General features: G+C 69.3%; 23 protein-coding genes. 14 read left to right on the plus strand and 9 right to left on the minus strand.

Annotated elements, in window-relative coordinates:
* Window positions 1–75: 75 nt before the first annotated feature.
* On the minus strand, window positions 76–1,188 hold the full coding sequence (locus AB0E69_RS07360) for an epoxide hydrolase family protein (RefSeq protein ID WP_360141114.1): 1,113 nt from the start codon (window positions 1,186–1,188) through the stop codon (window positions 76–78).
* A complete protein-coding gene (locus AB0E69_RS07365) occupies window positions 1,173–2,447 on the minus strand; it encodes an MFS transporter (protein ID WP_360141117.1) in 1,275 nt (424 codons plus the stop codon). The genes AB0E69_RS07360 and AB0E69_RS07365 overlap by 16 nt, the downstream gene beginning before the upstream one ends.
* Window positions 2,448–2,538: 91 nt before the next feature.
* On the opposite strand from AB0E69_RS07365, the gene AB0E69_RS07370 reads away from it, so the two are divergent.
* Window positions 2,539–3,096 carry a TetR/AcrR family transcriptional regulator gene (locus AB0E69_RS07370; RefSeq protein ID WP_360141120.1) on the plus strand — a complete coding sequence of 186 codons (558 nt, stop codon included), beginning with the start codon at window positions 2,539–2,541 and terminating at the stop codon, window positions 3,094–3,096.
* A gap of 6 nt (window positions 3,097–3,102) precedes the next feature.
* Here AB0E69_RS07370 and AB0E69_RS07375 read toward each other — a convergent pair whose 3' ends face one another.
* Genes AB0E69_RS07375 through AB0E69_RS07385 form a run of 3 tightly spaced genes read right to left on the minus strand, consistent with a single transcriptional unit; the run spans window position 3,103 to window position 5,687 of the window.
* Window positions 3,103–3,798, minus strand: coding sequence for a hypothetical protein (locus AB0E69_RS07375; protein WP_360141122.1), 696 nt, complete (start codon window positions 3,796–3,798; stop codon window positions 3,103–3,105).
* Between the two features lie 9 nt (window positions 3,799–3,807).
* Entirely contained in the window at window positions 3,808–4,458 is a 651-nt protein-coding gene (locus AB0E69_RS07380) for a response regulator transcription factor (RefSeq protein ID WP_360141124.1), read from the minus strand.
* Complete coding sequence (locus AB0E69_RS07385; RefSeq protein WP_360141126.1) at window positions 4,446–5,687, minus strand: histidine kinase; 1,242 nt, start codon at window positions 5,685–5,687, stop codon at window positions 4,446–4,448. The genes AB0E69_RS07380 and AB0E69_RS07385 overlap by 13 nt, the downstream gene beginning before the upstream one ends.
* 239 nt (window positions 5,688–5,926) lie before the next feature.
* On the opposite strand from AB0E69_RS07385, the gene AB0E69_RS07390 reads away from it, so the two are divergent.
* Together AB0E69_RS07390 and AB0E69_RS07395 are read left to right on the plus strand one after the other, a co-directional pair.
* Window positions 5,927–6,841 (plus strand): helix-turn-helix transcriptional regulator, encoded by a 915-nt coding sequence (locus AB0E69_RS07390; RefSeq protein WP_360141129.1) that lies wholly within the window; start codon window positions 5,927–5,929, stop codon window positions 6,839–6,841.
* 35 nt (window positions 6,842–6,876) lie between these two features.
* Window positions 6,877–7,839, plus strand: a complete 963-nt coding sequence (locus tag AB0E69_RS07395; RefSeq protein ID WP_360141132.1) for an aldo/keto reductase — start codon at window positions 6,877–6,879, stop codon at window positions 7,837–7,839.
* A gap of 5 nt (window positions 7,840–7,844) precedes the next feature.
* On the opposite strand, the gene AB0E69_RS07400 is transcribed toward AB0E69_RS07395, so the two are convergent.
* On the minus strand, window positions 7,845–8,621 hold the full coding sequence (locus AB0E69_RS07400) for a phytanoyl-CoA dioxygenase family protein (RefSeq protein WP_360141135.1): 777 nt from the start codon (window positions 8,619–8,621) through the stop codon (window positions 7,845–7,847).
* Window positions 8,622–8,775: 154 nt separating this feature from the next.
* Between AB0E69_RS07400 and AB0E69_RS07405 the strand changes: the two genes are divergently transcribed.
* The 10 genes from AB0E69_RS07405 to AB0E69_RS07450 all read left to right on the plus strand — a co-directional run bounded on the left by AB0E69_RS07405 (window position 8,776) and on the right by AB0E69_RS07450 (window position 21,475).
* Complete coding sequence (locus AB0E69_RS07405; protein ID WP_360141138.1) at window positions 8,776–9,219, plus strand: pyridoxamine 5'-phosphate oxidase family protein; 444 nt, start codon at window positions 8,776–8,778, stop codon at window positions 9,217–9,219.
* Between the two features lie 41 nt (window positions 9,220–9,260).
* A complete protein-coding gene (locus AB0E69_RS07410) occupies window positions 9,261–11,006 on the plus strand; it encodes a GAF domain-containing sensor histidine kinase (RefSeq protein ID WP_360141140.1) in 1,746 nt (581 codons plus the stop codon).
* A 253-nt stretch (window positions 11,007–11,259) separates the two neighbouring features.
* On the plus strand, window positions 11,260–12,228 hold the full coding sequence (locus tag AB0E69_RS07415; RefSeq protein WP_360141143.1) for a hypothetical protein: 969 nt from the start codon (window positions 11,260–11,262) through the stop codon (window positions 12,226–12,228).
* Window positions 12,225–12,581: a hypothetical protein gene (locus tag AB0E69_RS07420; protein WP_360141146.1), complete on the plus strand. Its 357-nt coding sequence runs from the start codon at window positions 12,225–12,227 to the stop codon at window positions 12,579–12,581. Before AB0E69_RS07415 ends, AB0E69_RS07420 begins: the two co-directional genes overlap by 4 nt.
* Window positions 12,582–12,746: 165 nt before the next feature.
* Window positions 12,747–14,138 (plus strand): cytochrome ubiquinol oxidase subunit I, encoded by a 1,392-nt coding sequence (locus AB0E69_RS07425; protein ID WP_360141149.1) that lies wholly within the window; start codon window positions 12,747–12,749, stop codon window positions 14,136–14,138.
* A gap of 28 nt (window positions 14,139–14,166) precedes the next feature.
* On the plus strand, window positions 14,167–15,177 hold the full coding sequence (cydB, locus tag AB0E69_RS07430; RefSeq protein WP_360141152.1) for a cytochrome d ubiquinol oxidase subunit II: 1,011 nt from the start codon (window positions 14,167–14,169) through the stop codon (window positions 15,175–15,177).
* Window positions 15,177–16,817, plus strand: coding sequence for a thiol reductant ABC exporter subunit CydD (gene cydD / locus AB0E69_RS07435; protein ID WP_360141155.1), 1,641 nt, complete (start codon window positions 15,177–15,179; stop codon window positions 16,815–16,817). The genes cydB and cydD overlap by 1 nt, the downstream gene beginning before the upstream one ends.
* A complete protein-coding gene (gene cydC / locus AB0E69_RS07440; RefSeq protein WP_360141158.1) occupies window positions 16,814–18,469 on the plus strand; it encodes a thiol reductant ABC exporter subunit CydC in 1,656 nt (551 codons plus the stop codon). Before cydD ends, cydC begins: the two co-directional genes overlap by 4 nt.
* Window positions 18,462–20,840: a phosphoketolase family protein gene (locus tag AB0E69_RS07445; protein ID WP_360141161.1), complete on the plus strand. Its 2,379-nt coding sequence runs from the start codon at window positions 18,462–18,464 to the stop codon at window positions 20,838–20,840. Before cydC ends, AB0E69_RS07445 begins: the two co-directional genes overlap by 8 nt.
* 83 nt (window positions 20,841–20,923) lie before the next feature.
* Window positions 20,924–21,475, plus strand: coding sequence for a flavodoxin domain-containing protein (locus AB0E69_RS07450; RefSeq protein ID WP_360141164.1), 552 nt, complete (start codon window positions 20,924–20,926; stop codon window positions 21,473–21,475).
* A gap of 9 nt (window positions 21,476–21,484) precedes the next feature.
* Here AB0E69_RS07450 and AB0E69_RS07455 read toward each other — a convergent pair whose 3' ends face one another.
* Entirely contained in the window at window positions 21,485–22,138 is a 654-nt protein-coding gene (locus AB0E69_RS07455) for a response regulator transcription factor (RefSeq protein ID WP_360142996.1), read from the minus strand.
* A gap of 207 nt (window positions 22,139–22,345) precedes the next feature.
* Here AB0E69_RS07455 and AB0E69_RS07460 point away from each other — a divergent pair, with 207 nt between their 5' ends.
* On the plus strand, window positions 22,346–22,990 hold the full coding sequence (locus tag AB0E69_RS07460) for a pyridoxamine 5'-phosphate oxidase family protein (RefSeq protein ID WP_360141167.1): 645 nt from the start codon (window positions 22,346–22,348) through the stop codon (window positions 22,988–22,990).
* 263 nt (window positions 22,991–23,253) lie between these two features.
* Here AB0E69_RS07460 and AB0E69_RS07465 read toward each other — a convergent pair whose 3' ends face one another.
* Both AB0E69_RS07465 and AB0E69_RS07470 read right to left on the minus strand, forming a co-directional pair.
* Complete coding sequence (locus tag AB0E69_RS07465) at window positions 23,254–24,168, minus strand: universal stress protein (RefSeq protein WP_360141170.1); 915 nt, start codon at window positions 24,166–24,168, stop codon at window positions 23,254–23,256.
* Window positions 24,169–24,217: 49 nt separating this feature from the next.
* Window positions 24,218–24,781 carry a hypothetical protein gene (locus tag AB0E69_RS07470; protein WP_360141173.1) on the minus strand — a complete coding sequence of 188 codons (564 nt, stop codon included), beginning with the start codon at window positions 24,779–24,781 and terminating at the stop codon, window positions 24,218–24,220.
* Window positions 24,782–24,797 lie beyond the last annotated feature (16 nt).

The following is a 24,797-nucleotide window of genomic DNA, read 5'->3' on the forward strand; positions in this document are numbered from 1 at the left end:
ACTCCCCCGCAGGCGCCTCCCCCGCAGCACCCGCACTCCTGTCCACCGTCCCAGGACATAGCACACGCGTACAGGTCACAGCCCGCACAGTTTGGCGAAAGAGCGGATGTCGGCGGCCAGGAGGGCTGGTTGTTCGGTGGCGGCGAAATGGCCGCCGCGGGGCATCTGGGTGTAGTGCACGACGTTGTAGTTGCGTTCGGCCCATTTCCGCGGCGGTTGGAGGAGGTCGGCCGGGAATACAGCGAGACCGGTCGGGACCGAAACCTCGACGGCGCCGGGCGGGTAGTGCTTGTGCTCCCAGTACGGCCGAAAGCTCGCCGCGATCGCTCCGGTGAACCAGTAGAGGCTCGCCTGGGTGAGGATCAGGTCGTCTTCGAGACCGGAGAGCTGGTCGCCGTGATCGGTCCAGGCTCGGTACTTCTCCAGCAGCCACGCGAGCAGTCCCACGGGCGAGTCGTTGAGTGCGTAGGCGGGCGTGAGCGGCCGGGTGCGCTGCAGGTGCTCGTACCCGCCTTCCTCGGCGTACCACTGTTCGCTTTGAGCGACATATGCCAACTCTTGCTCGTTTGGTTTCGATTGATCGTCAGGATCAGCGACGGCCAGCACGTGAATGCCCGCGACGGCCTCTGGGTGCGCCTGTCCGAGCCGTGCGCTGATACCGGCGCCAAGATCGCCGCCGTGCGCGAGGTACCTGGTGAAGCCGAGACCGGTCATCAGCCCGTGCCAGAGCTCATGGGTCGGGACACCGGGCAGGGTCGCCTGCTCCGGTGTGAAGGGAAAGCCTGGCAAGGACGGTACGACGACGGTGAACGAGCGCGCGCCGGCCTCGCCGTACTCACTCGGGCGCGCCAGCCGCTTGGCGAGCTCGACCTCTTCGAGGAAGGTGCTCGGCCACCCATGGGTGAGCACAATCGGCATCGCGTCGGCCGTCTCACCGTCGAAACGCAGATAGTGGATCGACAAGCCGTCGACCGTCGCCCGGTACGAAGGCAGGGCGTTGATCGATCGCTCTTGTGCACGCCAATCGAACCCGTCCGACCAACGCTCTGCCAGCCTGCGCAGCTCTCCCGGCTCCGTTCCGGCTCCCCAGCCCGTCATCGGCCAGGGCCGCGGCCACCTGGTGGCACGAATCCTGCGCCGCAGCTCGTCCAGTTCCGCATCCGGTACGGCGATCAGTCGGTCTGACATGGCGACTCTCCTTCGGCAACAGACTGCCTCGTCAGCCGGAGCGCGTTCTCATTGACCTGTCGGCGCGCCCGGACGACCCCTGCGACCGCCGCGATCAGAACGAGCGCCACCTCCAACGCCCCGTACGCAACGGCTGTCGGCTTGAGCCCGAACCGTACGACAGCGAGCCCGGCAGCGAGCGCCGGGACACTGAAAGCGAGATAGCTGACGATGTACATGGTCGCGAACACTTCCCCGCGCTGGACGGCCGGCGCCGCCTCGCCGAGCGCGTTGACGGCGTGCCGAAACGCGGCGCCGAAGCCGAGCCCCGCGACCAGCGATCCGGCCACGTAGAGCGGCAACGAGCTCAGCAGCATCGCCGTGATCGTGGCGAGGACGCCGAGCGCGAGTGTTCCGTACCCGAACCACTCGCCCCACCGGGGCGGTGCGACTGTCGAGACGATGGTGCCTGCGATCCCGGCTGTGAAGAACACGCCGAGCACGATGCCCACGACGAAATGGCTGTGCACCTCGAGGACGCTGCCGAGTACCGACGACCCGAGCGACAGATAGAGCCCGGCGAGCGCCCAGACCGCGGCCATCGACGGAAGCAGTGCGAGGAAGATCGGCCGCGTGACCGGCGGCAGTCCGGCGCTCGGCCGGAGCGACCGCCAAAGCGACTGCCGGAGCGACTGCCGGAGCGAATCCCGCGACGCCGGCTCGGGGCGAGCGCGTTCGGGGATCCACCAGACGAGCGCGGCGAGCACCAGAAAGACGACCGCGAGGATCCAGTACACGAGCTGGCGAGGAAGCGGCGCGAACTCCACCAGGGCACCGGCAAGCACCGCCCCGATCGTGATGCCCACTGCGGGGGCCGCGCTGCTGACGATCGAGCCGACCCGTGGGTTCGGCGCGGAATCCATGATCATGGCCGTCGTCGTGCCGGTGGCAGCGCCGACGGCGAAGCCCTGCACGATCCGCGCCACGATCAGGCCACCGGTACCTCCGGCGATCGCGAACAGGAGCATTCCCACCGCAAGCAGCACCAAGGCTGCGGAGGCGACCGGCCGACGGCCCACCCGATCGGACAGCGAGCCCACGGTCAGCAACGCTGCCAGCAACGCGAAGACGTAGACGGCAAAGACGACCGTCAGCGTGAACGCGGAGAACCCCCAGAGGCGTTGGTAGACGGGATAGAGCGGCGACGGTGCAGAGGCGGCCGTCAGCGTCGCGGCGCCGGCGGCCCCGGCAACGAAGAACGAGACTGGTCGACTGAACACGGGGACCTCCATCCCTAAAGCAATGATCTTTGCTCTAACGACAGTACGGGTCATCGTGGCAAAAGCAAATTTCTTTGCGTACGATCGTCTCGTGGCCGATCGATCAGCCCGTCCCGGGGGGCGCAGCAGCCGGGTCCTGACCGCGATCTACACCTCGGTCGGCGAGCTCGTCGGCGAGGGTGCCGACAAGCTCAGCTTTCCGGTGATCGCCGAGCGAGCCGGGGTCAACCCGACGACGCTGTACCGGCGTTGGCCCGACGTGCACGCGCTGCTCGAGGAGGTCGCGGTCGCCGCCCTGACACGCGACGGCGAGACGGTCCCCGACACCGGATCACTCGAACAAGACCTGATCGAATGGGCAAATATCATCGCCCGCGACATCAGCCGTCCCGAGCGAGCCCGCTACCTGCGCGCGATGGTGTCGGCACGGGTCGAGCTCGTCGAGAGCTGCCCGGTCACGGAGAGGCGGCGCGAGCAGGCGGCGGAGATGGTACGGCGCGCCGGCGACCGCGGAGAGAGGACACCGACGGTCCAGCAGATCCTCGACCACGTCGTCGCGCCGCTCTACTACAACGTCATCTTCGCGCTGCCGGTCGATCCTGACCGCGCCCCGCGGCTGGTCCGCGATGTGCTGGCCATGGTCCGTTAACGAATCTCACCAACTGCCCTTGAGGAGCAGCAGGAAGCCCGGGTCTGGATTGGCCACGGTGGTCACGTTGGCTACCACGACAACCAGCACGGCCACGGCCGGCACCGCCATGAGCAGGCCGAACAACCGACGCCGGCGCCACGCCACGACCGACAGGACGATGAGTACGGCGGCGAGCAGCCCGGACAGCACGGCCTTCACCACGTGCCACCGCACGTACTCGCCGAGCATCACCTCGAGCGCAGGCGACCTCGGGCCGTTCACGACCTGCTCGCGGACCTGGGCCAGTACGGCGGCCAGATCGTTTGCGCGGCTGGACGCCAGGTTCGGCAGCAGCGTGCCGAAGGGTGACACGATCCCTTGAACATTTTCGATCAGCAGCACCGCCGCCACGAGCGCGAGCACCCCGATCGGCAGCCGGAACCTCCGGAGCCGGACGGCCAGCGCCACAAGGACCGCGAGCAGCGGCACAGCGATCACCACGCGCACCAGGTGGTAGCGGAACTGGTGGTCGACGAGGTGCTGAAGGTCGGGAGGGAAGTCCGCGCCACCGCCTGAGGACCAGTAGGCGAGGAAGGCGCGTGGGAAGTCATCAGGTCGTCCGGAGCCCAGCAGCGGCGGGACGAGGAAGAACGCGATGGCCAGGAAACCAGCCATGGTGAGGAGCCCGGCGTCACGCCGCCGGGCGATGGTGGTGATCACAGGGGACTCCTAGTCGGATCGGCTGCGCAGGTACGCGAGCACGGCGAGGACCCGCCGGTTGGTGTCGTCGCTGACCGGCAGGTTCAGCTTGGTGAGGACGTTGCCGATGTGCTTGGCGATACCGGCCTCGGTCAGGGACAGGCTCCGGGCGGCCGACGCGTTCGAGTGGCCCTGCGCCACCAGGGCGAGGACCTCGCGTTCGCGGGCCGAGAGCTGCTTGAGCGGGTCGCGGCGGCGTTGCATCAGCTGCCGTACGACCTCGGGATCGACCACCGTGCCGCCCTCGGCCACCCGGCGGAGCTGCCCGGCGAACTCGGCCACGTCGCCGATGCGGTCCTTGAGCAGGTAGCCTATGGACCGACCGGAACCCGATGCGAGCAGTTCGCCGGCGTAGCTGTGCTGCACGTACTGGCTGAGGGCAACTACTGCGAGCTCGGGATCCTCGGTACGTAATGAGACGGCGGCCCGCAGCCCTTCGTCGGTGTAGTCCGGTGGCATCCGGACGTCGGTGATGACGAGTGCCGGGTGGTGCTCGGAGACGGCAGCGAGCAATGCGGGTGCATTACCGACCGCAGCGACGACCTCGATCCCGAACCGGGCCAGCATCGCGCTCAACCCCTCGCGAAGCAGGACCGAGTCCTCGGCAATCACGACACGCACGGCAGCTCCACCCGCAGGATCGTCGGACCACCGACCGGGCTCGAGATCAGCAACCGGCCGCCGGCCGCGGCGGCCCGATCAGCGAGCCCGGTCAGTCCGGAGCCGCGATCGGGGTCGGCGCCGCCACCACCATCGTCGCGGACCTCGACGATCAATCGATCAGCCTCGCGCCAGGCGGTGATGGTGATCCCGGGGGCGGCAGCGTGTTTCACCGCGTTGGCCAGAGCCTCGGAGACGGTTGCGTAGGCGACCGTCTCGACGTTCGCCGGGAACCGCGCCGAGGTCACGTCGACGCGTACGTCGAGGGAACTCGCGGCGGCCAGCTCCTCGACCGCTGCCCGCAGGCCCAGGTCCCGCAGTGTGCGTGGGCTGATGCCGCGGATCAGATCGCGCAGCTCGGCCATCAGCGTTTTGGCCTGGTCGTGCGCGGCCGACATCGCGGCAGCAGCCGGCGAGGACGGTGGCAGATCGAGCTGAGCCATCCCGATCTGCATGGTCAGGGCGACCAAGCGCTGCTGAGCGATGTCGTGCAGGTCGCGCTCTATACGTACGAGTTCGGCGTCGAACGCGTGGGCCAGCCGGGTCCGGGAGCGGCCGACCTCGACCAGTTCCTCGGACGGGTCCGGGCACAGCAGCATCCGGGCCAGTGCAGCATGCGCGCCGCTGAACAGGGCGGTCAGGTAGAGCAGGACCGGGATCAGCAGCAGTCCGTCACCGGCCCGCTCGGCGATGCCGGCCGGTGAGTCCATGACCGAGATCCGGTGATGCACCGCGATCGGTGTCGAGACGACGATCAGCCCGATGGCTCCGAGTACCCCGAGCCAGATCGGGCCGACGACGCCGAGCAGGACCGCGTAGGCCACCGCTCGCCAGGTGGCCGGGTCGGTGTAGCGGTCGGTTTGACGCCCGGAGCGCAGCGGCGCATCTCCGAGCAGCCGCAGTCGCCACCGTTCGATGCGGGCCATCGCAAGCGCCAGCCGTGGGCCGAGCAACGCGAGCAGGCCCATCCCGAGAAGCCCGAGGCCGGCCGCCGCGATCAGATAGCCATCCGTACGCCCGGAGCTGAGCACGACCACGGCCGCGAACACCGGCGTCAGCGGCACCGCCAGCAGGAGCCATAGCAGGCTACAGGCAACCCCCGTCGTGGCGGAGTAGGCAAACCCACGCCACGGCCACACCGAGACCAGGAACCGTCGCCCGGTCATCGCCCGGAGCAGCGTCACTGTCATGCGCCCAAGCTAGGCGACCACCGACAACCTCCGACAGCGCGCTGATTGGACTCCTGCGGTAGACCTAGCACTACTCCCTCAGCAGGTCGGCCAGTAGCTCCAGAGCGATGAAGTGGCCCGCGCCCGGCACCTGCGTGAAGTCGGCCGCCGGAAGCAGCCGGCGGTTGGAAGTCACCACTGCGGAGAGGTGTACTGGTAGGGCATCCCCAGTGGTCGTGTGACGTCGTAGCGTCTTGTTTGTGGATACGGATGGGCGAGGCACGAACCGGCAGGAGGTGCGCGAGTTCCTGACTTCGCGGCGCGCTCGGCTCACTCCCGACGACGTAGGACTCGCGCCCGGCAGTAACCGGCGGGTGCCGGGACTGCGGCGTACGGAGGTTGCGATGCTCGCCGACGTCAGCATCGAGTACTACTCGCGGCTCGAGCGTGGGGACCTCGGCGGCGTGTCCGACGGCGTCCTGCACGCGGTCGCCCGGGCTCTGCAGCTCGACGACGCCGAGCGTGAGTACCTGTTCGACCTGGCGAGAGTCGCGAACGGATCGACTCCGCCGGTGCCGCGACGCAAACCCAAGCAGTGGGTCGCGCGGCCCGGCCTCCAACTCGCCCTGGACGCCATCACCGCGGGACCGGCGTTCGTCCGCAACGGCCGGATGGACATCCTCGCCTCCAACAGCCTCGGCCGCGCGTTCTACGACCACGTCTTCGACGGACCCGGCCGGGGCAACCTCGCCCGGTTCAACTTCCTCGACGACCGATCCCGCACCTTCTACCCCGACTGGGACGCCGCCGCCGACGTCAGCGTCGCGATCCTGCGCACCGAGGCCGGGCGCGACCCGCAGGACAAGCAGCTGCACGACCTGATCGGAGAGCTGTCCACCCGAAGCGATGACTTCCGTACCCGCTGGGGCGCCCACAACGTACGCCGCCACGGCAGCGGCACGAAGAACTTCCACCACCACGTCGTCGGCGACCTGACCCTCACCTACGAGGGGCTGGAACTCACCGCCGAACCCGGTCTGTCCTTCCTCATCTACACCGCCGAACCCGGCTCACCAAGCCAAGAACGGCTCGCGCTGCTGGCCAGCTGGGCCGCAACGGATCAAGCGGAATCGACCGCGCCGACGTACCACGACCGCCTGGACAATCCGCGCTGACTGCGGACCCACGCAACACCGACTGGAGGGCGACGATGGACCAGCAACGACTTGGCGACTCCGGTCTGAAGGTCAGCCGGATCGCGCTGGGGTGCATGAGCTTCGGCGATCCCGGTTTCCACCGGTGGACCCTCGACGAGGAGGCCGCGCAACCGTTCTTCCGGCAGGCCGTCGAGCTCGGCATCACCTTCTGGGACACCGCCAACGGGTACGGCGCTGGAAGCTCGGAGCAGTACGTCGGCCGCGCGATCACGAAGTACGCGCGGCGGGAGGACATCGTCCTGGCCACGAAGGTCTACGGCAAGATGCACGACGGTCCGGGCGGATCCGGCCTGTCCCGCAAGGCCATCCTCGAACAGCTGGACGCGTCCCTGACCCGCCTGGGCACCGACTACATCGACCTCTACCAGATCCATCGCTTCGATCCCGACGTACCGGTCGAAGAGACGATGGAAGCGCTGTACGACGTGATCAAGGCGGGCAAGGTCCGCTATATCGGAGCGTCGTCGATGTGGGCCTGGCAATTCGCCAAACTGCAGCACGCGGCAGACCTCGGCGGCTGGACCCGGTTCGTGTCCATGCAGAACCAGTACAACCTGCTCAAACGCGAGGAGGAGCGCGAGATGCTGCCGATGTGCGCCGACCTGGGCGTCGGCTGCGTACCGTACTCACCGTTGGGCAAGGGCAGACTGACGCGCCCCTGGGGCCGGCACACCGAGCGCGGCGACAGCGACCACGTCGCCAAGACGTTCGACCTCGACGTCGACCGGCCGGTCGTGGACTCCGTACAACGAGTGGCGGAGGAACGCGGCGTACCCATGGCTCAGGTCGCGCTGGCCTGGCTCCTGTCCAAGCCGATCGTCTCCGCTCCGATCGTTGGGGCGACCAAACCACACCACCTCACCGACGCTGCCGCGGCGTTGGACCTCGAGCTGACGGCCGAGGAGATCCACTCGTTGGAAGAGCCCTACACGACCCAGCCCGCCTACTGGTGGTGAGTGCGTCAGATCGGTAGCGGGTCGTAGTTGGCGCCGAACGGCGCGTCCGGCCTGGTGAACTCGCCGAGCAGGGCGCGCCTCAGGGGTGTGGTGCGCTCGAGGAACTCGGGATCGTTGCCGAAACGGTCGGCCGGGCGGACCCACGGCGGGCTGTAGACGTAGTGCGTGGTGAAGCGGTCGTAGTCGCCGTCGTGGCGGAAGGTTCGGTGCCAGACGCCGTTGTGGAACACCAGGGCGGCGCCGGCCTCGGCGCAGACGACATGGCCGATCGCGATGTCGCCTTTGCTCTGCCGGATCGAGTCAGGCAGGGCTACCCGCGAGCGGTGGCTGCCGGGGATCAGCTCCAGGTTGCCCATCCCGGGCACGGTCTGGTCGGTGAGCAGGTACGACACCCGGAGCTGCAGCAGCGGTACCGGGTAACCCAGGTCCTTGAAATCGAAGGCGGACGATCCGTCCTGGTGCCAGCCGCCGTTCCCCGCGTGCGCCGGCTGCATGGTGTTCCAGCCGGCTTGCAGCACGAACCGGTCGCCGAGCAGACCCTGCACCTTCGGCAGCACATCAGGATGATCGATCAGCCGCTCGAGAACCGGCTCGCTCTCGTAGCTGCGGCCGATCTGCCCGAACTCGCGGTCGCGGTTCTCGTGCAGCCGCCGCGAGACCTCGTACGCCTCCGCGGCCTCGTCCTTGGTCAAGACGCCGGGAATCAGGAAGTAGCCCCACGACTCGAAGATGAAGCGGTCAGTCTCGGTCAGCTGACCTTTGTCGACGACGGGATCGAGCATCGCTCTGTCCTCTTCTCCAGGTTGCCGGTCTCCGCAATTCTGACGCCAGTCGTGTACCGATAAACCCGCCAGCGGGTTTTGGTCAGGTGGGGACTTTCGGCCCTACGGCGGGCGGCGGCCGAGAGGCATCGTGGATCCTCACAGGGAGGTTCCCATGACCGCGCTACTCCGCTTTGATCATTCCCGGCTGCAGGTGCTCGGTCTGGCCGACTGCCTGGGCCTGCTCGCGTCGGTTCCGATCGGGCGACTGGTTTACACGTACGGCGGTCTTCCCGCGGTACGGCTGGTGAACTTCGTCGTCGACGGCGACACGATCGTGTTCAGCACCGGGCAGGGCGACAAGCTGCGCGCGGCCGAGCGCGGCGACGTGGTCGCTTTCGAGGCCGACGAGGTGCAGTTGGAGTACCACGTCGGGTGGACGGTGACGGCGATCGGGCATCTGTCCGTCGTCACGCCGGACGAGGTGGCGACGTTGCGCCGTACCGTGCCGCTGCACTCGTGGTTGCCGATGGACGATCCGCAGCTGGTCCGCCTGGGGATCGAGTCCGTGCATGGCCGACGCCTCGTGCCCTGGGGTCAGCGGCCACGGTCGGGCTAGCGCTCCTTCCCACCGCCGGTCACGTCTCGTAGCCTGAGCCCGTGACTGAGGACTCGCGCACGGGGCGAGGTGCCTGGGACGAGGGGGCGCTGGAGTTTCCCGGGTTGTCCCGGGTGCGGCTCGATGCGCTCCTGCAGGAGCTGCTCGGCCGGGTCGACGAGATCATGGAGTCCCAGGAGCGGCTGCGGGCCCTGCTCGACGCGGTCGTCGGCATCGGCGCCGACCTGGACCTGAACAGCACGCTCGACCGGATCGTCACCGCCGCCTGCGAGCTCGCCGGCGCCCGGTACGGCGCGCTCGGTGTCGTCGGCCCCGACGGCAAACGCCTGGTGCGCTTCATCACCCACGGCGTCAGCGACGACGAGATCGCCGCGATCGGACCGTACCCGGAGGGCCACGGCATCCTCGGTCTGCTGATCGAGCACCCGGAACCGATCCGCCTGCATGACCTCGCCGAGCACCCCAGGTCGTACGGCTTCCCACCGAACCACCCGCCGATGAAAAGTTTCCTCGGGGTCCCGATCCGGACCCGCGAGCACGCCTACGGCAACCTGTACCTGACCGAGAAGACCGGCGGCGCCGACTTCACCGAGGACGACGTGAGCACGGTCTCCGCGCTCGCCGCCGCGGCAGGCGTGGTGATCGACAACGCGAGGTTGTACGCCGACACCGAGCAACGCCGGCGCTGGCACGAGACGAACGCCGAGATCACCCAGCTGATGCTTGGCGAGTTCGACCCGGACCAGGCGCTGCAGCTGATTGCCCAGCGGTCCTGCGAGATCTCCGGGGCCCAGGTCGCCGGCGTGCTGGTCACCGACGGCGACGAACTGGTCGTCCGTGGGATCGAGGGACCCGCCGGCTTCGGCCGGTACCTCGGTCGCCGTATCCCCGCCGGCCTGCCCGTCCTGGGCCGGGTCACGGCCGCGGACAACCAGGTCGTGATCATCGAGGACGCGGCGCAGCTGCTCAAGGACACCGGTGCGTTGACCGAGTTTCCGGAAGGCGCCACGCTCGGCCGGACCACGATCGCCCCGCTGCCACCAGGCCGCACGGGCACGAGCGGCCTGCTGGTCGTCGCTTCGGAGCAGGGGTCGACCGCGCCGGTCACCGAAGGCGCCGAGCTGGTCCGGCTCTTCGCCGGCCAAGTCACCCTCGCGCTGGAACGAGCCCAGGCGCAGCACGACCGTGACATGCTCGCCGTCCTGGAGGACCGCGACCGAATCGCCCGCGACCTGCACGACCTCGTCATCCAGCGGCTGTTCGCCACCGGCCTGCAACTTCAAGGGATGCACCGCCTCGCCCGGCCCGAGCACCAGGAACGTCTCAGCCGGGCGGTCGAGGACATCGACACCACGATCCGCGACCTGCGCGCCGCGATCTTCGAGCTCCAGCAGGCGCCCAACGCGAGCTCCCTGCGCGGTGACCTCCAGGCACTCGTCGCGGAGTACGCCGAGCCGCTCGGCTTCCGCCCGCAGCTGATCTGCACGGGTCCGATCGACACCGTCGTACCGGCGTCCGTCCGGCCGCAGATCCTCGCCGCCGTTCGGGAATCGCTGTCCAACGTCGTCCGGCACGCGCAGGCGGCGCACGCGACCGTGGAGGTGACCGTCGAGGCCGGCCAGGTCATCACCCGGATCACCGACGACGGCATCGGCATCGGCGCCGGCACTCGCCGCAGCGGGCTGCGAAACCTCACCGAGCGGGCGCAGACGCTCGGCGGCACAGTCCGGATCACCAGTAACGAGCCGCACGGCACCGTGGTGGAGCTCAGCGCGCCGACTGACTAGGTCATGTCTGGCAATTCCGCGCCGTAACGAGCATGTGCTCGGTGCGGTAGCTCGGCGTGCTGGGGCGAAGGGTTCGATGCGGAGCATCGTGCCCTTTGCACCAGTGCGGCGAGATGCCGTGCCGAGTTCAGCGCAGTAGGCGAGGAATTGCCAGACATGGCCTAAGGCCCTCCGACTCGGGACTCTTGCCCGCAGCGCCGCTCCCCTCCCGGCGGCGAGGCTGAGGTAGGAGAACCAGTGGGAGGAGCGTCCAGTGTCCGAGCAACTGCCGTCCGACGATGTCGAGACCATGCTGGCCGCGGCCGTCGCCGCACCGAGCATGCACAACACCCAGCCTTGGCGGTTCGAGATCGACGGGCACGTGATCGACGTCTACCTGGACGGATCGCGCACCCTCCCCGCCGAGGACCCGACCGGCCGCGCGATGCGGATCGCCGCCGGTGCCGCCGCGTTCAACCTCCGTTGCGCGGCCGAGAGCCTCGGGTACGGCGCCTGGTTCGGGCTGGCGCCGTACCCGGAGGAACCGGACCTGCTGGCCCGGATCGTGCTCGAGCCGACCGCGACCCGCAACGATGAGCTCCGCGACCTCGCTCAGCAGATCCCGCACCGCCACACCGACCGGCACCCCAGCGATGCCGCGTTGCCCGAGAGTCTTCGGGTCGCGTTGCTGCAGGCGGCGTACGTCGAAGGTGCGGAGCTCATCTGGCTCGGCGAGACCGAGGTACACGCCGTGCTCGACCTGGTCCTCGATACCGACCTGCGCGAGATCGGCGACTGGCACCGTCGCGCCGAACGCGCGCACTGGGTCGGCGGCGAACGAACAGCCGACGGCATCCCCAGCTCGGCCCTCGGGCCGCGACCGGCGGGTTACCCGGCAGCCGTTCGCGACATGGCCACTCGGCCGGCCGATCGGATCCGCGCCCAAGGCACCTTCGAGAGCCGACCGGACATCGCCGTTCTGTCGACCGCGTACGACGAGCCTGCCGACCAGGTCGCGGCCGGATCCGCGCTCGAGCGTGTGCTGCTCACCGCGACCCGCGCGGGTGTCAGCGCGTCCTTCCTGAACCAGCCGCTGGAGTTCGACGACCTGCGCCGCACGGTGCAGGGCCTCACCCACCAGCCCGGTCATGCCCACATGATCATCCGTTTCGGCCACAGCCACTCGACGGCGCGCACCGCCCGCCGGGCGGTCGCCGACTTCCTTTCCAAGGAGCAACCATGACCACCCTGCGCGAACAGATCGACCGCTGGGAGGCCGACCTCGAGACGATCGCCGCGACCAGCTCGTCCGACGAGTGGGTGCTGGAGGATCGCCGCCTGGCCGAAGCTCTGCACACGCTCTCCGCGTTCCGCGGACGCATCCTGCCGGAGCTCACTGCTGAGCACCCGCACGACACGATCCTGTCCGACGAGATCGAGCACCTCGTCGACCGCCTGCAGGACCTCCGCGACGACCTGTACCGAACCGTCCACCCCGCCGACTCACACCGAGAGGTCGCCGAGACGGTCGCGGCCCTACGAGCGCTCGCCCGCGTCGCCCTCCGCTTCGAGCAGAACCCAGCCGACGTCGCATGACCGAGTTGGTCAGAACGTCCCATCCCGCGGCCGGCTGCTCGATCGCCGTCCTCTCGTCTCCCGCCAGCCCACCGCGAAGCGGCCCGCCGGGCCAGAGCCGTTGGTCCCGGGGCCCGGGACCTTCGCCCCTAGGCCGGCCCGGGCGACGACCGGGACGCTGAGGACATGGATGCGATCGACCTGGCACGGTGGCAGTTCGGAATCACTACCGTCTACCACTTCTTGTTCGTGCCGATCACCATCGGCCTCTCCGCACTGGTCGCCGGCCTGCACACCGCCTGGTACCGGACCGGGAAGGTCAAGTACCGGCAGCTCACCCAGTTCTGGGGCAAGCTGTTCCTGATCAACTTCGCGATCGGTGTGGTCACCGGCATCGTCCAGGAGTTCCAGTTCGGGATGAACTGGAGCGCCTACTCGAAGTTCGTCGGCGACATCTTCGGCGCGCCGCTGGCGATCGAGGGCCTGCTCGCCTTCTTCCTGGAGTCAACGTTCCTCGGGCTCTGGATCTTCGGCTGGGACCGGCTGCCGAAGAAGGTGCACCTGGCCTCGATCTGGCTCGTTGCCATCGGCACCCAGTTGTCGGCGTACTTCATCCTCGCCGCGAACTCCTGGATGCAGTGGCCCGTTGGCTACACCTACAACCGGGCCACCGGCCGCGCCGAACTCAAGGACTTCGGCGCCGTGCTCACCAACAAGGTCGCGCTGGCGACGTTCCCGCACACGATCTCCGCCGCCTTCCTCACCGGCGGAGCCTTCATGCTGGGCATCTCGCTGTGGCACCTGCTCCGCCGCGACGCTGCACGAACCGCGTTGTTCCGCCCGACGGCCAAACTCGGAGCGATCACCGTCCTGGTCGCGTCCGTCCTGGTGCTCGTAACCGGTGACATCCAGGGCAAGATCATGACCGAGACCCAGCCGATGAAGATGGCCGCGGCCGAGGCGCTCTACGACACCTCCCAGCCGGCCGGCTTCTCACTGCTCACCGTCGGATCGCTCGACGGGCAGCGCGAGGTCTGGTCACTGACCATCCCGCACGGGCTGTCCTTCCTGGCCACCGGAACCTGGAACGGCAAGGTCCAGGGCATCAACAACCTGCAGCAGGCCTACGAGCAGCGCTTCGGGCCGGGCAGCTACAAGCCGAACATCCCCGTCACCTACTGGACCTTCCGGCTGATGATCCTGTTCGGCGCGCTCTCCGCGCTGATGGCGCTGATCACCCTCTGGTACCTGCGCCGCCGCGAACGCGGTACGCCGTCACGCTGGTTCGTGCGCGCCGCGATCGCACTGCCGGTGCTGCCGCTGGTCGCGAACAGCTTCGGGTGGATCTTCACCGAGCTCGGCCGGCAACCGTGGATCGTGTTCGGCCTGATGCAGACCCGCGACGGCGTCTCCCCCACCGTCGGCGCCGGCTCGGTGCTCACCTCGATGATCACCTTCACCCTCCTGTACGGCGTCCTCGCGGTGATCGAGGTCGCCCTGCTGCTCCGGTTCGCCCGGACCGTACCGGCCGAACCCTCGGCGGAAGCGGACGCTCCCGAGCCCGCCTTCCTGTACTGAAGAGACTGAGGAGTCTGAGGAGACCACCATGCATCTCACCGACCTCTGGTTCCTGCTCATCGCGGTCCTGTGGACCGGCTACCTCGTCCTGGAAGGCTTCGACTTCGGCGTCGGCATGCTGCTCCCCGTGGTCGCCAAAGACGCGGTCGACCGTCAGGTCACGCTCCGGACCATCGGACCGGTCTGGGACGGCAACGAGGTCTGGCTGCTGGTCGCCGGCGGCGCCACGTTCGCCGCGTTCCCGTTCTGGTACGCCACCCTGTTCTCCGGCTTCTACCTCGCGCTGCTGATCATCCTGGTCGCGCTGATCGTCCGCGGCCTCGCACTCGAGTACCGCAACAAACTGCAGGACGCGGCGTGGCACCGACGCTGGGACCTCACGATCGTCATCGGCAGCGCCGTACCCGCCCTGCTGTGGGGTGTGGCGCTGTCCGACATCGTCCGCGGCGTACCGCTGAACGCGAACCACGACTTCACCGGCACCTTCTTCACCCTGCTCCACCCCTACGCGCTGCTCGGCGGGCTGACCACCCTGACCCTGTTCGCGTTGCACGGAGCGATCTTCCTCGCGCTCAAGACCCACGGACCGGTCCGCGACCGGGCTCGGTCGCTGGTGCTGCCGCTGAGCGCGGTCACCGTTCCCCTGGCGGCGGCCTTCCTGCTCTGGACCCAGTCGTACGACGGCTCGTGGATCACCTGGACGCTTGCCCTGCTGGCCGCAGCCGCACTGCTCGGTGGTGTCGGCGCCTCCCGCGCCGGCCGGGACGGTCTCGCCTTCCTCGGTACGGCGGCCACCATCGGCCTCGCCGCGGCGACGCTGTTCGTCACGCTCTACCCCGACGTGCTGCCGTCAACCACCGACCCGGCCTTCAGCCTGACCACCACGAACGCGGCGTCGACGCCGTACACGCTCAAGATCATGACCTGGGTCGCGGTCATCTGCACGCCGATCGTGCTTCTCTACCAGAGCTACACCTACTGGGTCTTCCGGCAACGCCTCACCCGAGACGACATCCCACAGGTCGAGGCGGCGGCCTGATGCCGGCGGTCGACCGCCGGCTGCTCCAGCACACTCGCGGCACCAGGGTCTTCCTGGTGCTGTCGGCTGTGATCGGTACGGCGCAAGCGGTTCTCATCCTGCTCCAGGCCTGGCTGCTCGCAGACATCATCGCCGACGCATTCCTCGGCGGACTGGACCTTCACCGGCTGCGCGGACCGGTCAGCGCTCTCGCGGCCGCCCTGCTCGGCCGGGCAGCCCTGACCTGGGTCGCGGAGCTCGTGGCCCAGCGCTGCTCGGCCACGGTGAAGTCCGAGCTCCGAATGCGGTTCCTCGAGCAGATCGTTGCCCTCGGCCCGCGCTGGCTGACCGGCGAGCGCAGCGGCGAGCTGACCACGCTCGCCACCCGCGGGATCGACGCCCTCGACGACTACTTCTCTCGGTACCTGCCCCAGCTCGTGCTCGTCGGCGTCGTACCACTCGTCGTCGCGGCGCGGATGGCGACGGCCGACTGGCTGAGCGCGGTGATCGTGGTCGTGACGCTGCCGCTGATCCCGATCTTCATGGTGCTGGTCGGGCTCACCACCAAGGCCGCGACGGCCCGGCAGTGGGCGACGCTGCAGCACCTGGCCCACCACTTCCTCGACGTGCTCGGCGGTCTCGGCACGCTCAAGGTCTTCGGCCGTTCCCGCGCCCAGGTCGAGACGATCCGCCGGCTCGCCGACCGCCAGCGCCGTACGACGCTCGCCACACTGCGGATCGCGTTCCTGTCGTCCCTCGTCCTCGAACTCGTCGCGACGCTGTCCGTGGCGCTTGTCGCGGTCTCGGTCGGCCTCCGGCTCGTCGAGGGCCGTCTCGATCTGCGGACCGCGCTCCTGGTGCTGATCCTCGCGCCCGAGGCGTATCTGCCGCTGCGCCTACTGGGAGCGCACTACCACGCCAGCGCGGAGGGCCTGGCCGCGGCCGATCAGCTCTTCGAGGTGATCGACCAGCACGCACCAGCGGACCGCCGTCAGACCACGAGGCTCACTACCGCCGATCCCGCAGGCATGCTTGTGGTCGACCACGTCACTGTGCACGGCAGGGACACGGACGAACCCACGCTCCGCAACCTCACACTCGAAATCCCGGCCGGCGAGGTGACGGGCGTCGTCGGTCCCAGCGGCGGCGGGAAGTCCACCCTGCTGGGCCTCCTGCTCGGCATCGTCACTCCCGACCAGGGCAAGGTGCTTGCCGGCGGCATCGACCTGGCCGGCGCCGACCTGGCCCGCTGGCGGCGGGACATCGCCTGGCTGCCACAGGACCCGGTGCTCTTCGCAGGCACGGTGGCCGACAACATCCGGCTGGGCCGGCCGACCGTGGACGACCTGGCGGTACGGCGTGCCGCCCGGTCGGCGCGCGTCGACGTACCGCTGGACCTCGAACTGGGCGAGCGCGGGCAGGGCGTGTCAGTCGGCCAGCGCCGGCGGATCGCGCTCGCCCGGGTCATCCTCCGCGACGCTCGTCTTCTCCTTCTCGACGAGCCGACCGAGAGCGTAGACCCCGACACCGAACAGGCGCTGCTGGAGACGCTGCCGTCCGTCTTCGCCGGCCGAACCGTCGTCCTGGTCACCCACCGGCCGGCACTGCTCGAGCTGTGCGACCACGTGATCCGGCTCGACCGTACGACGGTGCCCGCATGACCACCGTCGGCTGGCTGACCGGTCTGATCCGGCCGGAGCTGAAACGCCTTGCCGCCGCGACGCTTCTCGGTGTGCTGGCGATGAGCTGCTCGATCGGGCTGATGGCCACCTCCGCGTGGCTCATCTCCCGCGCCGCGCAACATCCGCCGGTGCTGTACCTGACCGTCGCGATCGTCGCCGTCCGTGCCTTCGGCATCGGGCGCGGCGTCCTGCGGTACGCCGAACGCCTCGTCGGCCACGATGCGGCGTTCCGGGTCCTCGGCCGGACCCGGGTGCACGCGTGGATCGATCTGGACCGGGCAGCTCCGGCAGGCCTCGGCGGAACCCGCGCCGGTGACCTGCTCGCCCGGGTGACCAGCGACGTGGACGCTGTTCAGGACCTGCTCGTCCGTGGTGCGCTGCCGATTGCCGTCAGCGTCGTGACCGGCGCGGCTGCCGTTGCACTGTTCACTACGATCCTTCCGTCGGCCGGGGCCGTTCTGCTGCTCGGACTCGCCGCGGCGAGCATCGGCGGTCCCACAGCCTCGCTGCTGCTGTCCGCGCGATCCGAGCGGCGGTTCGCGCCGACCCGCTCTGCCCTCGGCACCGAGGTGCACCAACTTCTCACCGGTCTTCCCGACCTCACGGCGTACGACGCGACCGCGCAGTCGTTGACGCAGGTCCGGCGAGAGGACTCGAGGCTCACCGGCCTGCTCAGGCGGTCTGCCGCAGGCGCCGGTGTCGGTGCGGCCATTGTCAACGGCACCCTCGCGCTCACTGTGGTCGGCGAGATGCTGGTCGGCGTACCCGCGGTCCGTGACGGCCGCGTGGCCGGTGTCGTACTCGCGGTTCTCGTACTGACGCCGCTCGCGGTCTTCGAGCTCGTCACCCCGCTGCCCGGCGCCGCCCGGTACCTCGTCCGTGGCCACCAGGCCGCGGACCGGCTCCGGGCCTTGGCCGACCTCCCCGCGCCATCGGTTGCCTGGGGCACCAAACCGGCGGAGCCGGGCACGCTCTCGCTGCGTGCGGTCGACGCGCGCTGGCCCGGTGCACCGGATCCGGTGCTGGTGAACGTCAGCCTCGACCTCCGACCGGCGCGCCGGGTCGGGCTGATCGGTCCGAGCGGGTCCGGGAAGAGCACGGTCGCCGCCGTACTGATGGGGTTCCTGGCCCCGGAAGCCGGCACGGTCACCTTGGCCGGCGCGGCCCTGAGCTCGCTCGATGAGGCGTCGTACCGCCGGCACGTCGTGCTGTGCGGTCAGGACGACCACGTGTTCGACGCCACCGTCCGGGACAACCTGCGGATCGGCAAACCGGACGCGACCGACGCCGAGCTGCTCGACGTCCTCGACCGCGTCCGCCTCGGCGAGTGGGTACGGCGACAGCCGGCCGGGCTCGCCACCACGGTCGGAGAGCGCGGCGACCGCCTCTCCGGTGGGGAACGTCAGAGGCTCGCGCTCGCTCGCGCGCTGCTGGCGAACCCCGTCGTACTCGTCCTCGACGAACCCGCCGCCCACCTCGACGAACCGACCGCCGACGCCTTGATCCAGGACATCACCAACGCCACCGAGGGGCGGACCACGCTCCTCATCACCCACCGCCACCGCGACCTGGACGCCGTCGACGAGGTCGTCGACCTGTCCACGGCCCAGCTGAGGAGACACTATGCATGAGCTCACCGGAAAGCCGCTCACCGACGCCGAGATCGCCGATCTCGACGCGTACTGGCGGGCCGCGAACTATCTGTCCGCGGGCCAGATCTACCTGCTCGCCAACCCGCTGCTGACCGAGCCGCTGCGCGCCGAGCACATCAAGCCGAGGCTGCTCGGGCACTGGGGTACGACGCCGGGACTCAACCTGCTCTACACCCACCTCAACCGGGTGATCCGGCAGCGCGACCTGAGCATGATGTACGTGATCGGCCCGGGCCACGGCGGCCCGGCGATCGCGGCGAACACCTGGCTCGAAGGCAGCTACAGCTCCACGTACCCCGACGTCTCCCGGGATGCGACCGGGATGGCGCGGCTGTTCCGGCAGTTCTCCTTTCCTGGCGGTATCCCGAGCCACGTCGCGCCCGAGCTGCCCGGATCGATCCACGAGGGTGGCGAGCTCGGGTACTCGCTCAGCCACGCGTACGGCGCCGTACTCGACAACCCGGACCTCGTCGTCGCCTGCGTGATCGGGGACGGTGAGGCGGAGACCGGGCCGCTCGCGGCGTCCTGGCACTCGAACAAGTTCCTCGATCCGCGGACCGACGGCGCGGTGCTGCCGATCCTGCACCTGAACGGGTACAAGATCGCCAACCCCGCCGTCCTGGCCCGGATCGGCGACGACGAGCTGACCCGGTTGCTCGAGGGCTACGGCTACACGCCGTACCTTGTCGAAGGCAACGAACCCGAGCACGTACACCAGGCGCTGGCGCTCACCCTCGACCAGGCCCTCGACGACATCGCGCAGATCCAGACCGAGGCGCGGTCCACCGCCGGCACACCGCGCCGACGCTGGCCGGTGATCGTACTCCGGACGCCGAAAGGCTGGACCGGTCCCCGCGAGGTCGACGGCGTACCGGTCGAAGGAACCTGGCGCGCGCACCAGGTACCGGTGGCGGAGGTCAGGACCTCGCCCGAGCACCTCCGGCTGCTCGAGGACTGGCTGCGCAGCTACCGGCCCGACGAGTTGTTCGACGCGGAGGGACGGCCGGTGGAGCGGCTGCTCGCCCAGGTGCCGGCGGCGGATCGCCGGATGGGCTCGAGCCCGCACAGCAACGGTGGCCTGCTGAGCCAGGATCTCGAGTTGCCGGAGCTGGCACAGTACGCCGTACCACTCGAGCAACCCGGAGTGACCACGCACGAGCCGACGCGGGTGCTGGGCAGCTACCTGCGGGACGTGATGCGGGCGAACCTGGCGCGCCGCAACTTCCGTGTCTTCGGACCGGACGAGACCGCGTCCAACCGGCTCGGTGCGCTCTTCGAGGTCACCGGGAAGGCCTGGAACGCCGAGGTGCTGCCGACCGACGAGCACCTGACCGTCGACGGCCGGGTGATGGAGATCCTCAGCGAGCACACCTGCCAGGGGTGGCTCGAGGGGTACCTGCTGACCGGCCGGCACGGCTGGTTCTCCTGCTACGAAGCCTTCGCGCACATCGTCGACTCGATGGTCAACCAGCACGCCAAGTGGCTCAAGGTCACCCGGGCGCTGCCGTGGCGGCGGCCGATCCCGTCGCTCAACTACCTGCTCACCTCACACGTCTGGCGGCAGGACCACAACGGCTTCTCGCACCAGGACCCCGGCTTCATCGACCACGTGGTGAACAAGAAGGCGGAGGTCATCCGGGTGTATCTGCCGCCGGACACCAACACCCTGCTGTCGACGGCCGAGCACTGCCTGCGAAGCCACGACTACATCAATGTGATTGTCGCCGGGAAGCAACCGCAGGCCGACTGGCTCGGACCGGAGGCGGCGGCCCTGCACTGCGCCCGCGGTCTGGGCATCTGGGAGTTCGCGAGCAACGACGAGGGGTCGCCCGACGTGGTCATGGCCTGTGCGGGCGACGTACCGACCCTGGAGACGCTGGCAGCGGTCAAGCTGCTGCGCGAACATCTGCCGTCGTTGAAGATCCGGGTGGTCAACGTCGTCGACCTGATGCGACTGCAGCCGGCCGGCGAGCACCCGCACGGGCTGCCTGACGCGGACTTCGACGCGCTGTTCACCACCGACAAGCCGGTCATCTTCGCGTACCACGGCTACCCGTGGCTGATCCACCGTCTCACCTACCGCCGTACGAACCACCACGGCCTGCACGTCCGCGGCTACAAGGAGGAAGGCACCACCACGACACCGTTCGACATGGTGGTCCGCAACGACCTGGACCGGTTCCATCTCGCGCTGGACGTGATCGACCGGGTGCCGGGCCTCGGACAGCGGGCGGCCGACGTACGCCAGTGGCTCGTCGACCAGCGCGCCCGGCACCACGCGTACATCCTGGCCCACGGCGAGGACCTGCCCGAGATCAGGAACTGGCAGTGGACCGCAAGCACCCCCTGAAGGTCCTCCGCACAGCGGGCCGTTCGGCACTGCCGGGCGGCACCGCGGAGTGGTGTCCTGAAGGTGAACCCGAGGAGGTCACGATGTCGAAGAACGTACTGGTCGCCTACGCCAGCAAGGCAGGCGCGACGGCCGGCATCGCCGAAGCGATCGGCGACGAGCTGCGCGCCCACGGCCACCTGGTCGACGTACTGGATGTTGCCCAGGTCAACGACCTCACGCCGTACGACGCCGTTGTCCTCGGCAGCGCCATCTACGCCCGCCGCTGGCGCCCCGAAGCGGTGCACTTCCTGCGCCACCACACCGCCGAACTCCGCGACCGCCAGGTCTGGCTCTTCCACAGTGGGCCGGTGGGTCCGGACAAGGACCAGGCCCAGACCATGCCACGCGCAGTCCGGCACGCCGCGGAGAAGATCGGCGCCACCCCGGCCGTCACGTTCGCCGGCCGCCTCACCCCCGAAACCGCCACCGGGTTCCTCGCCCGCCACCTGGCCACCGGCACCCTGTCCGGAGACTCCCGCGACTGGTCCAAGATCCGCGCCTGGGCCACCGACCTCGACGCCGCCCTCACCGCCACCAACCGCAGCACCTGGCACCGCGACCCGCGCCCAGCCACCGAGAACTACCTCGGCTGAGCAGCCCGGTCAGGTCCGTGGGTGTTTCGCCGCGTGTTCGACGGCGAAGACGGCGGCTTCGGTGCGGCGTTCGAGGTTGAGTTTGCGGAGCAGGGAGGAGACGTAGTTCTTGACGGTCTTCTCGGCGAGGTAGAGGGACTGGGCGATCTGGCGGTTGGTCTTGCCCTCGGCGATCTCGGCGAGGATCCGGCGTTCCTGCTCGGTGAGGCTCGCGTAGCGCGGGTCCTCCTCGGCAACGGGGTGACGGAGGCGTTCGAGGACCTTGCGTGTCATGCTGGGGTCCAGGAGCGACTCGCCGGCGGCGAGGCGGCGTACGGCGTCGATGAGGGTCTGGCCGTGGACCTGCTTGAGCAGGTAGCCGGACGCGCCCGCCATGATCGCGGTGAAGAGGGCCTCGTCGTCGGAGAACGACGTGAGCATCAGGCACGCGGGCGGCTCGTCCATTACGGACCGGATCTCCCGGCACACGGTGATCCCGTCGCCGTCGGGCAGCCGGACGTCGAGGACGGCGACGTCGGGGCGTACGGCGGGGATCCGGGCGATCGCCTCCGCGGCGGTCGCAGCGTCGCCGACGACCTCGATGTCCGGTTCCGCGTCGAGCAGCTGGTGCAGGCCCAGCCGGACCACCTCGTGGTCGTCGAGCAGGAACACCGTGATCGCCATCATCGTCTCCTCGAGCGCTTCACCAGCCGTCCGGCCGGCACTCCCCCAGCATCCCGCCACCACGGCCCAGAACGGAAGGGACCTGGGTCCCGGCACCGACGGGACCTTTGGCGGCAGCCGGCCTGCCGCGGCCGGGACCTCAGGCCCTGCCCGCGCGGCCGGACGGCTGATTGCCTGGAGGTGATCACGACCGAAAGGCACACTCCGATGGACACCAGGTCAGCAGCCGCCGCGACCAGCGGCCTCGGCAGTCGTATCCAGCACCGCCGACTCGCTCTCGGCCTGAGTACCGCAGAGGTTGCGGAGCGCACCGGACTGAGCGCCCGCCGGATCGAGCACATCGAGACCCGGCCGTTCGTACTCACCGGCGCCGAGCTCGTCCAGCTCGCCCACGCCCTGGACAGCACCGTCGACGACCTGACCGGGCCGCACACGCCCTTCGGAGTACGTCGCGCACCGCTCACGCCCGTACTCCAGCCCATGCGCCGGGACGAGTGTCTCGCCCTCGTCGAGGCCGCGGACGTCGGCCGCATCGCGTACCGCGGAGCCGACGAGCTCGTGGTGATCCCGGTCAACTACTGCTACCACGACAACCTGATCCTCTTCCGCACCGCGGCCGACAGCGCGGTCGCGCAGTACGACCTGGAACCGATCGCCTTCGAACTCGACTCCTTCGACGAAGGCATGCACGACGGCTGGAGCGTGCTGATCAACGGCAAGGTCCGCCCGGCCACCGACCTCGAAAGCGATGCCGCCTACGGCCGAGTCGAGCCGTGGGCCGGCGGCCGCCGCGACACCTGCCTCGCCATCGAGCCCCACCAGATCACCGGCCGCCGCATCCGATCCTGGTAACCACACAACCGAGGGATCCCGCTGTCGTGTGCATCGTCACGCCGCCTTCAGGGAACGCAACGTCCGCGCGAGGTCCTCGCCCCAGCGGCGGGCATCACCACCTCGGCCTGCCTCCACGCGTCCTGGCGGGTCGACGCTCGGCTCGTCGAGAACGCGTGGATCGGACTGCCGACAACCAGCAGACGTATGCCGCCGGGAATCACCGTCGGCGCCCGGTACACCGGCACCAGTGCACGACCGGTGCCGAACATCGTCGGCCTCCTTCAGTGCGTCGGTACGGCGGCGTCGCGGCGTGCGTCGTCCGTCCGCTCGGCCGGGGTGACATGGTGGGGCACGATCGCGACCGGGCAGGTCATCGCGGCCACCGAATGCCGCGCGACGGGATCGACGGGCAGCTTCCCGGTGTGCGCGCCGACCACGACCAGGCCGACTTCGCCGCTCTCGTGCACCAGCGCAGCGGCGGGTGGCCGGCTGCTCAGGAACCGTGTCACCTTGACGGTCGGATACCGGCTGGTCCACGGCGAGAGCGTCTCCGACAGCAGCTGGTCGGCCCGGCTGATCCACGAGTGACCCGGGTCCCCGTCGTCGAAGGCGTGCTCGGCCGGCAGTCCGGCGTGCACCAGGGTCAGATCCGCCTCGCGGGCCGCCGCAGCTCCGAAGGCGAACTCCAGTGCCTCGGCGGACAGCGTCGTACCATCGATGCCAACAGCAACCTTCCGGTCGAGCAGTGACGGCCGCCACGACAGCGGTACGACGACGACCGGGCAACCGGCCCGGCGGGCGAGGGTCAGGTTCGCCTGCGCGTGCACCAGCCGCTGCGGACCGCGGTTGTGGGAGCGGCCAACGATCAGGAGCCGTGCCGCGCGGGCCGCATGGGCCAGCACCCTGGTCCGGGACCCCTCGCCGGTGACGGCCGCCAGATCCATGGCGTACCCCTCTCGGTGCCGCACGTGCGCGACAGCGACGCGCAGCGCGGCATCCGCCAGCTCCGCGGGCGGCTTCGGAACGTACCCCGGCATCGCCGGGGTGAACGATCCGTGCGCCGCGTACGGCGCCACAAGCACCAACTCGGCTCCGGACCGAAGCGCCTCCGCGGCGGCGTAGTCCACCACCCGCAGATTCTCCCCACTCCCGTCGACTTCGACCACCACGGGCCCGGTCCGGTTCCAGGTACTCATCTCTCTCACCTCGTTGTCGTTCGGATACGACGGCCAGCGAACCCTTTGCCTACCGCAGCCACGGGTACTTGCGGACGAAGTCCAGCCCGGCCCACCACTTGCCGAAGCCCCATACATTGCCAGCGGCAACGAGTGCGAGGGCGACGACCGAGATGGCGCCGAGGATGTGGTCGTCCAGGACCGGGTTGTTCGCCGGCGGCAGGTTCGCCGACCACATCAGCAGGTACAGGAGCGCCCCGCTGACCGCCGCGATCCGCATCCCGATACCCAGCGTCAGCGCGATACCGATCCCGGCCAGGCCGATCATGAACAGCGGGCTGACCCACCAGTCACCGACCAACGAGTGGTAGAAGTCGCTCATCGGGCCGGCCGTGCCCTTGCCCAGGAATCCGGCGGTCGGGTCGCCGCCGTCGATCCAGCCCTTGCCGGACTTGGTGGCATACCCGAAGCCGAACACCTTGTCCACGAAGGCCCACAGGAAGGTGAGGCCGTACGCGATCCGCAGTACGGCGAGTGCTCGCCCGGCCGTCGGAGTGATGATCGGGTGCCGCTGGCCATCGGGCTCCATCGTGGGAGCCGACAGGTGTCGCTGCCGGTGCGGCGTGATGGTCATGGTGTCGTCCTTTCGG

It is taken from the genome of Kribbella sp. NPDC026611, from assembly GCF_040638345.1.
Taxonomy (GTDB): Bacteria; Actinomycetota; Actinomycetes; order Propionibacteriales; family Kribbellaceae; genus Kribbella.

Coding starts and splice junctions, on each gene's coding strand:
- AB0E69_RS07455 (WP_360142996.1), bottom strand. CDS start 22,138: ATGGCGATCACGGTGTTCCTGCTCGACGACCACGAGGTGGTCCGGCTG.
- cydC (WP_360141158.1), top strand. CDS start 16,814: ATGACCACCGTCGGCTGGCTGACCGGTCTGATCCGGCCGGAGCTGAAA.
- AB0E69_RS07445 (WP_360141161.1), top strand. CDS start 18,462: ATGCATGAGCTCACCGGAAAGCCGCTCACCGACGCCGAGATCGCCGAT.
- AB0E69_RS07385 (WP_360141126.1), bottom strand. CDS start 5,687: ATGACAGTGACGCTGCTCCGGGCGATGACCGGGCGACGGTTCCTGGTC.
- AB0E69_RS07420 (WP_360141146.1), top strand. CDS start 12,225: ATGACCACCCTGCGCGAACAGATCGACCGCTGGGAGGCCGACCTCGAG.
- AB0E69_RS07460 (WP_360141167.1), top strand. CDS start 22,346: ATGGACACCAGGTCAGCAGCCGCCGCGACCAGCGGCCTCGGCAGTCGT.
- cydB (WP_360141152.1), top strand. CDS start 14,167: ATGCATCTCACCGACCTCTGGTTCCTGCTCATCGCGGTCCTGTGGACC.
- AB0E69_RS07470 (WP_360141173.1), bottom strand. CDS start 24,781: ATGACCATCACGCCGCACCGGCAGCGACACCTGTCGGCTCCCACGATG.
- AB0E69_RS07450 (WP_360141164.1), top strand. CDS start 20,924: ATGTCGAAGAACGTACTGGTCGCCTACGCCAGCAAGGCAGGCGCGACG.
- AB0E69_RS07465 (WP_360141170.1), bottom strand. CDS start 24,168: ATGAGTACCTGGAACCGGACCGGGCCCGTGGTGGTCGAAGTCGACGGG.
- AB0E69_RS07400 (WP_360141135.1), bottom strand. CDS start 8,621: ATGCTCGATCCCGTCGTCGACAAAGGTCAGCTGACCGAGACTGACCGC.
- AB0E69_RS07425 (WP_360141149.1), top strand. CDS start 12,747: ATGGATGCGATCGACCTGGCACGGTGGCAGTTCGGAATCACTACCGTC.
- AB0E69_RS07405 (WP_360141138.1), top strand. CDS start 8,776: ATGACCGCGCTACTCCGCTTTGATCATTCCCGGCTGCAGGTGCTCGGT.
- AB0E69_RS07395 (WP_360141132.1), top strand. CDS start 6,877: ATGGACCAGCAACGACTTGGCGACTCCGGTCTGAAGGTCAGCCGGATC.
- cydD (WP_360141155.1), top strand. CDS start 15,177: ATGCCGGCGGTCGACCGCCGGCTGCTCCAGCACACTCGCGGCACCAGG.
- AB0E69_RS07360 (WP_360141114.1), bottom strand. CDS start 1,188: ATGTCAGACCGACTGATCGCCGTACCGGATGCGGAACTGGACGAGCTG.